Below are 14,263 nucleotides of genomic sequence, written 5' to 3'. Positions count from 1 at the left end.
GCAGCCTCTGTCGGCGCAGGCACAGCACGCAAGGAAAATTTATACCAGTTCCACGTTGACATATAATGTATCTGTTTTATTTAGAATTGACTATATGACGACCGGCAATGTTTGGTCACTGCACAATCAGCTAGCGTACAATCGTTTCACCTCATAGGATTTCACTATATAATAAAACGACGATTATAACGGTGACTGCTATGACAGCTTTTCAATGGTTAAAAAAAAGCCCGTACTTACTTAGCATTTTGCTTTTGCTGGCTTGTCAGCCCTCCCCGCCTACCGATGAGCCTGTCACAGCAGAAAACAGTGAGACAGTAGATAACCCACTGATCATCAGTGATAGCACGGTGACGATGACGCCAGACCATATTCTAAGTATCAAACCATCGCGCTATCAACCCAGCCTCGGGCTACAGGGCAATATACAGCCAATCAAACAAAGTCAGTTTGTCGCCGCCCAGCCGCTGTATGTCGAACAGGTGCTGGTCAGTGAAGGTCAGCAGGTCGAAAAAGACGCGCCTTTGCTTATCGTCCGACGGCTGGACATGACCAATAAGACACCTCCCAAACGCTCAGATGAGATAAATACAGAGACCGATGGCAATGCAGCGCCGCAAACCAAAAGTGCAGCAAAAGACCCAGCTACTGAAAAAACCTCACCTCGCCCGGATAAGACAAAACAAACCACCATAGAGGAAGCGGATGCAGACGCTGCGACAGACACATCGGACGACGACGCCTCAGAGCATTCGTCATACCAACTTATCACAGTGCGTGCCAGCTTCGCTGGGCGGGTCGCGCAGTTAAATGCCGCCGCAGGACAGCAGCTCGCTGCACGTACGTCCTTATTGCAGATCGCTGATGAGACCAAGCTATACTTTGTCGCGACCGTGCCTATTCAGGCAGAGCCGCAGCTATCGGTAGGACAAACGGTTAATTTTACAACCGCTGAGCTGACAGATCAGTTCACCGGTCAAGTCAGCAAGCTGGTCGAAGCCCCGCACCCCAAAAAACTGCTGGTCCATGTCAATGTGATCGATAACGAGAGCAGTCGCAAAAAACTGCTGCCTAAGATGCAGGTCACGGGGCGGGTCAACTATGGACAAATCGACGTCGGTACTATCGTGCCTAGACGCGCCTTACATGATGTGAACTTGACAGAATTGCATTCACCACCATATAAACCTCTAAGGCCATTGGCGGCAAATGTGTGGATCATCGGACAGGATCAGCGTCTGACGCGCCAGCCTGTAGAAATAATCGAGTTTAATCCCACCTCTCAGCAGTATCTGATCGCAGGCATCAGTAATGACAGCTTGATTTGCTTGGCCGATTTACCGCTTGATTCTAAAGGCAAAAAAGTCATTGTGTCTTAATGGCTTATGCTAGCAGTTACATTATGTAGAAACATTAACAAAGCTTGTCTTGTTTTGTCACAGCAAAATTAGGCACTATGTCTTTATTATTAGCGGTCTTTATTATTAGCACGTTTACAGCAAGCATACGTATTTAAGCGTATGCATATTTACGAGATAGCACCTTTAAATAGTGCCTTTAAATAATGTCTTTAAATAGCACATAACACATTCAGACGTTTGGCATAACAGCGGTCGCATCTGATGTATTTATCAGAATGACTGTACAGAGCCGTATAAACGGCTGACCCATGATAACAACAACTAGAGGATAACCCATGAGTAAACAGATCTTATTAATAGAAGATGATCCAGATTTAGCAGAATTGATCAGCGACTATCTGACCATGAATTATTACGACGTGCATCACGCAGGGCTTGGTCAAGAAGGTCTTGACTTACTAGATACCAAAGAGCGTGATATCGATTTGGTGGTGCTTGATTTGATGCTGCCCGATATGGATGGTATGCAGGTCTGTCAAAAGATCCGTGGCAATAAAAACAACATGACCAATAAGGTACCTATTATCATGTTGACGGCCAAAGGCGATACCACAGATCGCGTGTTGGGCCTTGAGATGGGTGCCGATGATTATATCGCCAAGCCTTTTGAGCCGCGTGAGCTATTGGCTCGTATCCGCGCTGTGATTCGCCGTCATGAGCAGCCAAACCAAGCAGACAGCCAGTCAGATAGCTTGACCTTTGGCCGCTTAAGCGTATTCCCTGACAGTCATGAGGTGACGATTGATGATGAGCCGGTACGTTTGACCACGCATCAGTTTCAATTACTACACTACTTTGCCACGCATTCTGGTAAAGTGCTCAATCGTGAGCAGCTCTGGCAGGCGATGCCAAATGATGACAGCTCAGACAATATCGACCGCGCCATCGATGTGCATATTTCACGTCTGCGCGCCTTGATTGAAGACAACCCTCGCCAGCCCAAACGTATCATTACCGTACGCGGCGTCGGTTATCAATTTGCCACCGATCAGGTCTGATTTTTTGCTCATATTATGAGCGGCAGCACACTATAAACGACAGACCATATAGTAAACGTTTTGAATCGTTATAAACGTCTGATAATAGAGATGGTTTAATGCAGCACTTGGGTTTTCGCTCTTTATTTGCCAAGCTATTTGCCAGTGTGATGCTGGCGCTTATCTTATTTGCAGTAGCGATGGTGCTGTTGACCCAGCTGGTACATGATAAAGATGCGGGAATTCGCTCCGAGGTATTGGCCACTCAGATCTTAGGGCAAATCGATCCTTTTTTGCATGAGCTAAATACCGCCATTAGCAAAGATAACCGTTTGCAGTCGCGGTTTATGCTGGCGGTCGTCAAAAAAAGCTTTGATATTTTTGACGAGTCTTTACAGGCCAAGATGGGTCTGTATGACAGCGATGGTCATTTGCTGATGCAAACCGACCACAGCGATTTGCCATTAGAGCTGCCGCCTACCCCATCTTTGTTATCACGCGTTTTCCCTTCTTTTTCTGATACCGCCACGACCCAGCAAGCACAAGTATATAGCAGCACAGGCTATACGCTGCTGTACGAATCGCGTTTACCGCCCAAAAAACCAGCCCTTTCTGCAGCATTGAATCTATTTACCGGCACCTTATTGCTGCTGCTTATCATGGCAGGGGTTTTGTGGATTATTGCTCGCACCATGACGTGGCGTATCAATCAGATGAGCCAGCAGATGACGCAGCTGGGTGATGGTGATTTTACCGTGCGAGTCAATGCGCGCGGTAATGATGAGATTGCTTCCTTGGCGCGCGGTTTTAACCAAGCGGCACAAAAAATCGAGCATTTGGTCGATGCCAATAACTTACTGCTGGCGCACGCTTCTCATGAGCTGCGCACACCCATCACGCGTATTCGCTTGCAGATTGAGATGATGGACATGCTGGCAGGCGCGCTGCCCTCTGATACCAAAGAGAAGTTTGATAAACGCGCCCAAGCCATCAATCGCGATTTGTCTGGGCTCAATGACTTGGTAGAAAGCATTTTGCTGGTCAGCCGCTTGGATGCAGGTCATGCGTTGCAGCAAGTAGAGCGCCTAGATCTATACGATCTCATCAATCAAGAGCGCCAACATTACCCTGAGGCGACGTTGATCGGCGAGCACATCATCATCGATGGGCAGGCCTCTATGCTAACCCATTTGATTCGCAATCTATTGACCAATGCGATGCTACATGGGGTGCCGCCAGTGACCGTACTGCTATATGGCGTACAGACCATTGACGAGGCCGATAGCATCCCAGACTATCTGCTGCAAACCCTCATTTGCAGTAGTTTCGCCGATTATAATAGCTCAGACTTTGACTCCTATGATGAGACCGCGGCACCAAACCGAGAGGATGGGCGGGCGGCATCAACGCAAGGTGACGATACCGCGCTCACAGATACCGCCGCAGATGAAGCAGACATGACAGAGACGGTCATAGCACTGCCTGCACCGCCTATCTACAAAAACGGCGAAACGCTCGTTGACGAGGCCGCTGTCGTTAATGAAGCAGATAATGCTGATGCCACTCACACTGCGGTCGACACGATAAACGACAACGCTGCTGACCGCCCTAACCACGATACAACACTAAGCAGCGAGACGCATCAGATTAAGACATCTGCAGTAGGTGCGGATGACACGCTTGCAACGGAGAAGGATGATAACGCTCTCGCTTCGGCCAACGACCATACCGCTCTTAAAACAAAGGACGCGCGCGCATCGCTATCTGTGATGACAGACTATCAGCGCTTTACCTCTGAGTTTGCGGACAAAGTCAAAAAAGTCACTTGGCGTGCGGTACCTAAGAGCGCGGCGCAGGCTGATAGTAACCAGTCCCCTCTCCTTGACGCGGCAGCAGCAGATAGTGACCTTACAATACAGAAAACCAAAGACAGTCTGATGAGCAAAGGTATCAATGCGCTAAAAAATGGCCACAGCCAAAAAAGCGCCATCGCCAATGGTTCAGCCACTAGCGATGATAGCAAAAAGCCAAAAGACCAAAAAATTAGTAGCAAAAACGCGACGCAGCTTGACGGGGAAGCTATGGACGCGCCGCGCAAAGAAGGCTTGTTTACCAAGCATCTCAAAAAAACCAAAACAGAGCCTGAACGCCCTCTGCCCAAATACGCGGTACTAGCCGTCATCGACGAAGGAGCTGGCATCCCTGAAGAAAAGCGCGAAGACGTGTTTAGCCCATTTGTGCGTTTGCAACAAAAAAACAAAGGCTCAGGGCTGGGGTTATCACTGGTATCACAAATCGTCACCGCGCATCAGGGCCGTATCATCACTGATACCATCAATGGCCATACAAGGTTTTTGGTCATACTGCCAGTCAAGCATAATCCGCACTATCATCCAAATGGCTAGGACGTGTTCTTATCTTGCTTGCGCAAACCCTTCTATTAAGTGCGCCTATCTAGTCTTCTTGTCAAAAACTGCTCTTATTATCTGCCTTTTTTCCTCGCCTCCCCCGCCTAATCGCTATTCATCATAAGCGGGTCGCGGATGCGCATATCCAAAGTACCCGATAATATGCTATATTAGCGCCCCTTATTATAGGGTTATGAACGGTTGTTTTTTTGCCTCTTAGATGACGATAGAGGCAAAACAAGGCGTTTGTGACATTAAAAAAACCATTGAATTTTGAGCCCTCCATGAATGACATGATTGTCTTAAACGATGTGACCAAAAGTTTTTTAAGTGACCGCTCAATCAAAGACAAAGATGGCAAGCCCCACTGGTTTACTGCTGTCGAGCCGACGTCACTGTCCATCCAGCAAGGTGAAATCTTTGGCCTAATGGGCTATTCAGGTGCCGGTAAATCCACCTTGTTGCGCCTGATCAATATGCTCGAGCGTCCAGATTCAGGTCAGGTCATCATCGATGGCACTGATTTGACCACCTTATCAGCCAGCGACCTACGAGTGGCGCGCCACAATATCGGTATGATATTTCAGCAGTTTAACCTCATGTCCAATCGCACCGTCTTTGACAACGTGGCCTTTAACTTGATGGTCGCAGGCTATCCGCGTCGTGATATTCATCAGCGCGTCATGGACTGCCTAGAGATTGTCGATCTGACTGATCGCGCCGGCCACTACCCTGCGCAGCTCTCAGGTGGCCAAAAGCAGCGCGTTGGTATCGCCCGCGCGATAGCGCCTAGTCCAAAGGTGCTATTGGCCGATGAGCCGACCAGTGCCCTCGACCCTGCGACAACTCGTAGCTTGCTCACCTGTCTGCGTGATATCAACGAGCAGCTAGGCGTGACCATCGTCATTGTCACCCACGAGATGAGTGTGATCCGCAGGCTTTGCGACCGCGCCGCCTTATTACATCAAGGCAAGCTGCTTGAGGTTGCAGACGTAAGAGATGGTCTGATTCAGGCCACCACCCCGATTGGCCAAGGCTTAGTCGTTGAGGACTAATGAGGTAGGAGAAATAATATGTTAACTGGTACGGAACTATCCGCCTCGATCGACAAGCTGTTTGCGCTGCGTAAAGAGATTGTGACTGCGTTTATTGATACCTTTATCATGCTGGGTATCTCAACGGCGGTTGCCATTTTGATCGGTGGGCTATTTGGAATATTCTTATTCTTATCCAGCGATAGACAGTTTTTGCAAAATAAAACACTATATGGCGTGTTAGGCGGCATCACCAACTTTATGCGCGCCTTCCCGTTTGTGATTTTAATGATTGCGATGAGTCCATTTACTAAAGCCATCGTCGGTACAGGTATCGGACCGATTGCCGCCTCCTTGGTGCTTGCTATTGCCGGCTCGTTTTATTTTGCCCGTTTGGTCGAGCAAAACCTGCGTGAAGTCCCGCGCGGTATCATCGAGGCCACCGAGTCGATGGGCGCTCGCCCCTTTACTATTATCAAAGTCTTGCTCAACGAGGCGCGCTCAGGGCTGGTGCTGTCGGTGACTATCTTGTGTATCAGCTTGCTGTCATACTCTGCGGCGGCTGGTATGATCGGCGGCGGCGGTTTGGGCGATTTGGCCATTCGTTATGGTTATTATCGTTACCAAACTGAGGTGATGATTTTTATCGTGATTATGCTATCGATTATGGTCATCGCTATCCAAGCGTCTGGTAACTGGCTGGCCAACCGCCTAGACAAACGTTAAGCCGCTTTGGCAAATACTTGACATTGCCAGCGACTCGGTTTATTTTTGGCAGTAATGAATCCTCTTAGCTCTTATCATAAAAAGCAGCATTACTATGTAGAATGTTGCTTTTTTAATGCTCAGGCGCGACTCACATACCCCAATCCCATGTACGAATAAGGAAATTTTATGAAATTAACAGATATCAGCCGTCAGTTGGCCACTGCCTTTGCAACCGTTGGTATGACAGGGCTCGTATTGGTGGGCTGTAACAACTCATCAGCGCCAGAAGCCAACAAAGAAGCGGCGACTGAAAACACCACAGCCCAAACGGCGGACAGCGATATCGATCCTGAGCATAGCAAAATCGTCATCGGTACCACTGAAGGTGACTTTGCCGACATGGTACGTAACCAAGTCAAAGGCGCGCTAGAAGAACAAGGTTATGACGTTGAGCTCATCGCATTTACCGACTATGTGCGTCCTAACTTGGCGCTGGCTGAAGGCGACTTGGATATCAATATTTTCCAGCATAAGCCTTATCTTGATACCTTTAAAAAAGAAAACAATCTAGATTTGGTTGAGGTATTCCAAGTACCGACCGCCCCGCTTGGTATTTATTCAGGTAAAAAGACCAGCCTTGATGAAGCCTACAAAGGCATGAGTGTCTCAGCACCAAACGATCCAAGCAACTTTGCGCGCGCCCTTGTGATGATGGACGACCTTGGCTGGATCACGCTAAAAGACAATATCGATCCGTTGACAGCCTCAAAGACTGATATCGCGGATAACAGCAAATACGACATCAATATCATTGAATTAGAAGCCGCACAGCTGCCACGTGCCCGTGATGAAGTTGATTTTGCGGTGATTAATGGTAACTATGCCACCGACTCTGGTATCAAATTGACCGAAGCACTGTTTCAAGAGCCAAGCTTTGCTTATGTCAACTGGTCAGCGATCAAGTCTGCCGATACTGGCAAAAAATGGGTAGAAGACGTCACCAACGCCTATAACTCAGAAGCCTTCAAAAAGTACGCGCATGAGACATTCCCTGGCTACAAATACCCAAAAATCTGGGATGAAAACACCACTGACGCAACCGAAGCCCCTGAAAACGCGGCTGTAGAGGCCGAAGCGGCGCAGTAATTTATAACCGTGCTTCCACGTCTATAAAAGCGTCCAATATCAATCGATATTGGGCGCTTTTTTTGCTTATCTCTCATCCGTCCGCTACGCTTCTTACGCCTTTGCTCTACTGTCTTTTCTGTCTCTCGTGATTACACTGACAACGTTTATCCATAAGTCAGACAGCTTTAGAGCGTGCCTTCACCTCAAAAATAATGATAAAAATGACGTTACAGCCTGTTTGTCCTTTGTAGGAAAGCGTCAACCGACCTTTTACTTTATTCTATTTTTTTCTATAGTAGCTGGGTTGCCGCGTTGTTCTGTTAGGGCAAGTTTTACAATCAACACTATGATACGACTGTTATTTATTCAGGTTTAAAAGCTTCTCACTCAGGTGGTGACATTGATAGGTAGTGACATTTATAGGTAGTGACACTGAATTTAGTGCTTACTTGTTTAGAGAACAGTTATATAAAGAACACTTATATAAACAGCTATAGAACCACTCTCAACACATAATAAGGATAATAATATGAGCAAGAAAACTTATAATATTCGTACCGCAGGCCAAGCCAATATTCCTGTGCTAGGGCTAGGTACTTGGCAATCAACAGGCCAAGACTGTATCGATGTCGTCAGCCAAGCGTTAAAAATGGGCTATGAGCACATTGATACTGCGCAAGCTTATGACAATGAAAAAGAGGTCGGAGAAGGTATCAAGCAATCAGGCGTGGCGCGTGATAAGTTCTTTTTGACCACCAAGATTTTCCCGGATGATATGAAGTTTGAGCCAGAAAAGCTGATAGCAGCCGCTAAGCGCTCATTAGAAAACCTAGATACCGATTATGTCGATCTGCTATTACTGCATTGGCCTGATGATCGCGTGCCATTGTCTGAGACCATTCCTGCGCTGTGTGAACTGCAAAAACAAGGGCTGACGCGTCATATTGGGGTTTCTAACTTTAATATCGCTCATATCATCGAAGCCAAAAAACACGCTGATGTGCCTATTGTCGTCAACCAAGTAGAGTTTCATCCGTTTATCAAACAAAACACCCTGCAGACTTTTTTGAATAACCATCATATTTTATTAGAAGCCTATTCGCCACTGGCGCGCGGTGATGTGTTTGACAATGAGGTCATCAAAGAGATTGCGGATAAGCATGGCGTGACACCTGCGCAAATATCACTGGCTTGGATATTATCGGACACAAACCGTGTGGCCATTCCCAAGACGTCCAATACCGACCATCTACAAGGCAACTTGGATGCCATCGATGTCCAGCTTAGCGCCGATGAGTTAGAAAAAATCGGCAACTTAGCCCGTAGCGATGGCCGTAAGATAGAGCATCCTGACTATACGCCTGAATGGGATGACTAGGGCGTATCTTCAATTCAATCGATAGCCATCTAAATGGGCTGAAAATGGCTAAATCTGGCCAAACGGTGTCAGATAGCTGACTACTATCTCGATAGTATCTGCGCTATTTTCCTTGTTTAACGGCGACTTATCTCGTTTTTATCGCCATTTTTAAAATGAGGACACGCCCTAATGTTTTTATCAAAACCCACATAAAAAAGCGCCGCTAATCAAACATTAGCGGCGCTTTTGCGGTCAGTGTGGCTATTTTTGAACGCTACTGCTGCAGCGTTTGGGTCTCATGGATTGGCTCTGCTGGATTGTACTGCTCAGAAGGCGGCGTCAATCCATTGCGATTGTTTTCTTTCATAGATTTGGCAACCTCAGGCGGCATGTAGTTTTCGTCGTGCTTGGCCAGCACCTCCCCTGCGACAAAGGTCTCGCCTTGCATTTTACCTGTGGCAACCACGCCTGAGTTTTCAGCAAACAAATCTGGCAAGATACCTTGATAAGTCACAGGCACCGTCGATTCAAAATCGGTAATCGCAAACTCCACACTCAGCGGATCATTTGGTGCCCGCTGCACGCTGCCAGCGACGACCATACCACCAGCACGGATACGCTTGTTTTGCGGCGCTTCCCCTTGGGCGATGGCCGTTGCATCAAAATAGTAGTCAGTCTGCTGCCCAATGGCATAGATGACCAACGCCACGGCTATCGCGGCTCCTGCCAGCGTAAACATCACCCACATCAGTTTTTTGCGACGAACTGCGTTCATACCACTACCTCATTGATGAGTCACTGTCTTATAGTCAAATCATTCTAAAAATAACATAGTACTATTGGGATAAATGTTGCGAGCATCGAACGATAACAGCACGCAAGTAAAATTTATACCAGTAGCGCGTTTAAATCTAAAACGATTTTACTTTGAACTGACCATATCAGTCATATCCAATGCAATATAAACCCATAAGACAGAAAGTATTAAAGAAACCACCATTAGAAAAACCTTTTTTAAATATTTTTCTAATCGTACTTTCTAGTGGCTATATAGTAGCATTTTTTGCGTCAATCAATAAGCCCCCAAGCCTTTATATCGCCATATAGTGACGATATAGACACCCTGCTCTTGCGAGCTAAACTAATGATATACAGATGGTTTTTTGACTACTTGGTTGTAGGATTGGAGGTGTTGGCAGTACGCTGTGCTTGCCGCGCTTGCTGGATGGTCAATTGCTTAATCAGCGCTTGTCGTTGTCTGCGGCTATAAAAAATAAAAGCCAGCACCACACCCACGGTAATCGCCCAACACGACCAGACAAACACGCCATGCTTACCCATGGCGATAAACTCAGACACGCTGTAAAAATAAGGCTGCATCATCATCTCCTAGCCGTTATTTGTTTTGTCCACGAATATATTCTTTGACCCAAGCCTTGCCTTGATCACGGTACAAAATCAACGTATTGGTGCGATAAATCGCCAAGGTCGCCACCAGTAAATAGCTACCGACGACCATGAGCAGCAGCGGCATCCACATATCGGCTGACATCTTTGGTGCGGCGGTCAAGGTAAAAGTTGAGCCTTGGTGCAAGGTATTCCACCACTGTACCGAGTATTTGATAATCGGCAGGTTGACCGCACCGACGATAGACAAGATAGCTGCCGCTTTGCCGCGGTTGGCGGTATGCTCAAAGGCGGCAAACAGCGCCATGACGCCCGCGTACAAAAACGCCAAAATCAGCATCGAGGTCAAACGCGCGTCCCAAACCCAATACGTCCCCCAAGTGGGTTTTGCCCAAATAGAGCCGGTGATTAAGCTGATCACACAAAGCAAAAACCCCAGCGGCGCAAGCGCTTGCGCCACCAAACTGGCCGTCTTGATTTTCCAAACCAAAAAGATAACCCCCAACACTGCAAGGGCAAAATAGATGGAGATGGCCAGACTGGCTGCCGGTACGTGGATAAATATAATACGATAGCTGTTGCCTTGTAAGTAGTCAGGCGGCGCAAATGCCAGCCCCCAGACACTACCGATTACAAGGAAAATACTGGCAAGTATGGCAAGCCACTTGACCCAAGGCGCAAAAATGCGAAAAAACTGCTTGGTACCAACAGTGGTCAAAAAGCCTTGCCAAATGCGCTGCCACAGGCTAGGAGATGAGACATTATTCAGGTTGGGCATGGGGATAAACCTATTTACACAGCATAGTGGTTTGACAGATATGGCATCATGGGCGCTACGACATCATGATTGCTACTATCCGCTAACCTGCCGGCGTTAAACACTGGATAGAATCTACAAGTGACTTGTTTGTATCGTTAATTGGCTATTATAGCAAAGTTGCCCGTTTTCAACATGCTGTTGATATAAAGGTTTTTTTAATTGAGCCACGCCATCTTTAAGGTTACAGCAATCACCCACGGCATCACCAGCACAGAGATGATACTGCCAGCTAATAACAGCGCCAATATCGGTAAACCATTGAGACCGGTGGCAAACAAATCCACCGCCCCTGTGGCAAAAATCAGTACCGGCAGCTGCATGGGCAAGGCTATCAGCGGCACCAGCACGGCACCGTTTTTTAATGACAGTGTCAAACTACTGGCGACGGCAGAGAGCATCAGCAGCATCGGACTGCCAGTGACGATAGATGCCAGCAATATCCACGCCTCAAACCAGCTAAGCTGAAATAGCGGCACCGCCAATAAGCTGAGCACCGCCACAATGCCGCTACTAAAGATCCAGTGTATGACTAAGCGGACGAGCACCCAAAGCGGTAGCGATGCTCTGGCAACGACCAACTGCGCCAGCGTGCCATTATCAAGTGCGGGCTTAAACAACCCATCAACCCCCATCACCAATGACAAGAGCGCGGCAATCCACACAGCAGACACGCCTAAACGCTGTAACAGCGCAGGCTCACTACCGACGGCCAGCGGAAACAAGGTAATAATCACTAAAAACAGTACGAGCGGATATAGCCACTGTACCGCTCCTTGCTGCTTGACCTGCCATTCGCGTCGCCAGAGCTGCCCAAAGCTGATACCGCGCGTACCGTCAAAGATATTTGAGCGCGGCTTTGCTGCTTGCATTGGTGCAGACTGTACTGGGCTATCTGTCATGATCCATCCTTTTACTGAGACTCATCGCCCTTATACCATATAATCTGACAAATCGAGCACTTGATTGGCCACAGCGACTGCCTGATGACTGGTCATCAATATCGCGCCGCCCGCGCTGGCAAAGTCGCACAGCCTATCCTCCATTCGTGCCACCATATCGACATCCAGCGCGGTAAATGGCTCATCAAGTAGCCATAACGGTGTCACCGCAGGCGTCAATAAATACAATCTGGCAAGAGTAATGCGCCGCGTCTGCCCAGCGGATAGATGGCTTGAGCTTATAGTCTCAAAGCCTTGTAATCCTACCCAAGTGAGAGCGGCATCAATGTCAGTACTGCTTGGCGCGATACCATATAGATTGAGCAAAAACGTCAAGTTTTGTGCGACCGTCAGATTAGGATGGATACCCAGCTGATGCGAGACATATAACGGCTGTACAGGTAAGCTCTCGACGCCTTGGTAGCGCACGGTACCTGTCAGCACCGGCAGTAGTCCTGCCAGCTGCATCAGCAGTGTCGTCTTGCCCGTACCATTGGCACCGATGAGATGGCAGATATCCCCTGCAGACAGTGTGAGCGCAACCTTTTCGCATAGGGGAGTCTCACCGCGCTGGACGGTCAGCTTATCGAGCGCAAGTAAGGGTGCATCCAGTGCCGTCATCAAATCTCTCGTTATTTATTAAGCGTTAGCAATATTCATCACAACAAAACACCGCGTTCGTGACATAATAGTTGATGCGCTTACCATTCACAAAAACTTGTCCGTGCTCCCTAAACAAATAAGGCTGACACCGACAATCGTATTTTTTAGGGTTGATATTACTCCAACCACACAGTATAACAAATTGTCCATCACTATGACCTCAAAACCTATGCCGACTTCACAAGATAACCCTAGTTTAGAAACCCACCCTGCTCCCTCTCAGAGGCAAACAGCAGATGTCCAGCCAAGCACTCAGCCAAATAGCCAGTCAAACACTAACGCTGGCGCGCCTCTCAGTCTTGATAGTATCATCGAGGCACAAGTTGGCTTTATGCAGCAATGGCTTGGTGCACAGGCGGATACCTTGAGCGTGCAGGCATGTCAGTGGTTTGGCGAGCAGCCATTATGCCAGTACCTACAGGCTGATGATTTAAAGCGCCTCATCAATGACGGCTTATTACAGCAGCCGATGAGCGACGTCATGCGCACCGATATCCGTGATATCTTGCATACCATTATCTACCATCCGATCAATGACAATGTCCCATTGTCTGAGCTGATAGATGACGCCCAAGTCGAGACCCTTGCCAGCTATATCGGCCGTCATGACGAGCAGCGCAACGCCCTTATTCATACGCTCATCGGCAACGAGACCTTTGCTGACCTACTCACACAGACGCTTTATCACGCTATCAATGATTTTATGGAAAATACGCTCGATAAAGCAGGCGGCGTGGGCAAACTGATGAAGCTTGGCCGCAGCTCGTTTGAAAAAGCCACCAATAAAAACCTAGATGAAAAACTGCAAACTTATTTGCACCGTAACATCAAAGACTTGACGCAGCGCGCAGAGACCAACGCTCAAACGCACTTGTCTAACGATGAGGTCGCGCGGCTGTTGGTCATGGGCTGGTCACGTATCAAAGACCTACCGATCAGCGAGATACAGACATACCTAAATGACGAGGCCGATAATAACAGTATCGAGCATATCGAAGCCAGCATTCAGCAAAGCTATAACCGCCTGCGTTTATCGCCCTATCTGCGCAGTCTAGTAGCAGCCAGCATCGACACGTGGTACAGCAATCATCAGTCAGACACCATTGCGGCAGTGGCGGCGAGCCTACCTATCGATACCTCGCTTGCCTCACCACTGAGCACAGCATTACGACCGATCATACAAGACGCGCTTGACAGTCCATGGTTTACCGCTCATATTCGTGAGATGCTACAAGCTTTTTATGCGCAGCCTGCTATCAAAGCTTCGTTTGTAGAGCGCAGCGATGAGCCCCGCTAATCACCCAGCGCGGAAGATGATAGGGGCGGCGTAGCAAACAGTATGGTCATCGGCAAAGTGACATTATTGTCTTTACGGTATTGTCTTTACTATAACGCTCTT

13 protein-coding genes are annotated in these 14,263 nt (G+C 48.0%); 8 read left to right on the top strand and 5 right to left on the bottom strand.

The annotated features are described in order from the left end of the window. Window positions 1–200 precede the first annotated feature (200 nt). The 7 genes from J3491_RS08225 to J3491_RS08195 all read left to right on the top strand — a co-directional run bounded on the left by J3491_RS08225 (window position 201) and on the right by J3491_RS08195 (window position 9,054). Window positions 201–1,379, top strand: coding sequence for an efflux RND transporter periplasmic adaptor subunit (locus J3491_RS08225; RefSeq protein WP_207969801.1), 1,179 nt, complete (start codon window positions 201–203; stop codon window positions 1,377–1,379). Between the two features lie 317 nt (window positions 1,380–1,696). Continuing rightward, complete coding sequence (locus J3491_RS08220) at window positions 1,697–2,419, top strand: response regulator transcription factor (RefSeq protein ID WP_058025471.1); 723 nt, start codon at window positions 1,697–1,699, stop codon at window positions 2,417–2,419. Between the two features lie 98 nt (window positions 2,420–2,517). Beyond that, window positions 2,518–4,803, top strand: a complete 2,286-nt coding sequence (locus J3491_RS08215; RefSeq protein ID WP_207969800.1) for a HAMP domain-containing sensor histidine kinase — start codon at window positions 2,518–2,520, stop codon at window positions 4,801–4,803. A gap of 287 nt (window positions 4,804–5,090) precedes the next feature. Next, entirely contained in the window at window positions 5,091–5,861 is a 771-nt protein-coding gene (locus tag J3491_RS08210) for a methionine ABC transporter ATP-binding protein (RefSeq protein ID WP_172953126.1), read from the top strand. A gap of 18 nt (window positions 5,862–5,879) precedes the next feature. Further along, the gene (locus J3491_RS08205) at window positions 5,880–6,566 is read left to right on the top strand and encodes a methionine ABC transporter permease (protein ID WP_100750042.1); all 687 of its coding nucleotides are present in this window, start codon (window positions 5,880–5,882) and stop codon (window positions 6,564–6,566) included. 168 nt (window positions 6,567–6,734) lie between these two features. Continuing rightward, a complete protein-coding gene (locus J3491_RS08200) occupies window positions 6,735–7,694 on the top strand; it encodes a MetQ/NlpA family ABC transporter substrate-binding protein (protein ID WP_207969799.1) in 960 nt (319 codons plus the stop codon). Between the two features lie 511 nt (window positions 7,695–8,205). Next, the gene (locus tag J3491_RS08195) at window positions 8,206–9,054 is read left to right on the top strand and encodes an aldo/keto reductase (RefSeq protein WP_207969798.1); all 849 of its coding nucleotides are present in this window, start codon (window positions 8,206–8,208) and stop codon (window positions 9,052–9,054) included. Between the two features lie 256 nt (window positions 9,055–9,310). Here J3491_RS08195 and ccmE read toward each other — a convergent pair whose 3' ends face one another. From ccmE to ccmA, 5 genes are all read right to left on the bottom strand, one after another. Continuing rightward, entirely contained in the window at window positions 9,311–9,811 is a 501-nt protein-coding gene (gene ccmE / locus J3491_RS08190; protein ID WP_075100381.1) for a cytochrome c maturation protein CcmE, read from the bottom strand. Window positions 9,812–10,203: 392 nt separating this feature from the next. After that, a complete protein-coding gene (gene ccmD / locus J3491_RS08185; protein WP_075100380.1) occupies window positions 10,204–10,416 on the bottom strand; it encodes a heme exporter protein CcmD in 213 nt (70 codons plus the stop codon). 16 nt (window positions 10,417–10,432) lie between these two features. Further along, on the bottom strand, window positions 10,433–11,221 hold the full coding sequence (ccmC, locus tag J3491_RS08180; RefSeq protein WP_207969797.1) for a heme ABC transporter permease CcmC: 789 nt from the start codon (window positions 11,219–11,221) through the stop codon (window positions 10,433–10,435). Window positions 11,222–11,418: 197 nt separating this feature from the next. Next, window positions 11,419–12,132 (bottom strand): heme exporter protein CcmB, encoded by a 714-nt coding sequence (locus J3491_RS08175; protein ID WP_243456246.1) that lies wholly within the window; start codon window positions 12,130–12,132, stop codon window positions 11,419–11,421. Between the two features lie 60 nt (window positions 12,133–12,192). Continuing rightward, window positions 12,193–12,822 carry a heme ABC exporter ATP-binding protein CcmA gene (gene ccmA / locus J3491_RS08170; protein WP_207969796.1) on the bottom strand — a complete coding sequence of 210 codons (630 nt, stop codon included), beginning with the start codon at window positions 12,820–12,822 and terminating at the stop codon, window positions 12,193–12,195. 211 nt (window positions 12,823–13,033) lie between these two features. Here ccmA and J3491_RS08165 point away from each other — a divergent pair, with 211 nt between their 5' ends. Continuing rightward, on the top strand, window positions 13,034–14,161 hold the full coding sequence (locus J3491_RS08165) for a hypothetical protein (RefSeq protein WP_243456241.1): 1,128 nt from the start codon (window positions 13,034–13,036) through the stop codon (window positions 14,159–14,161). The last annotated feature ends 102 nt before the right edge of the window (window positions 14,162–14,263 follow it).

It is taken from the genome of Psychrobacter halodurans (genome assembly GCF_017498075.1).
Taxonomy (GTDB): domain Bacteria; phylum Pseudomonadota; class Gammaproteobacteria; order Pseudomonadales; family Moraxellaceae; genus Psychrobacter; species Psychrobacter celer.
The sequence above is the reverse complement of the archived record's forward strand: the minus strand, read 5'-3'. Positions and strand labels throughout refer to the sequence as shown.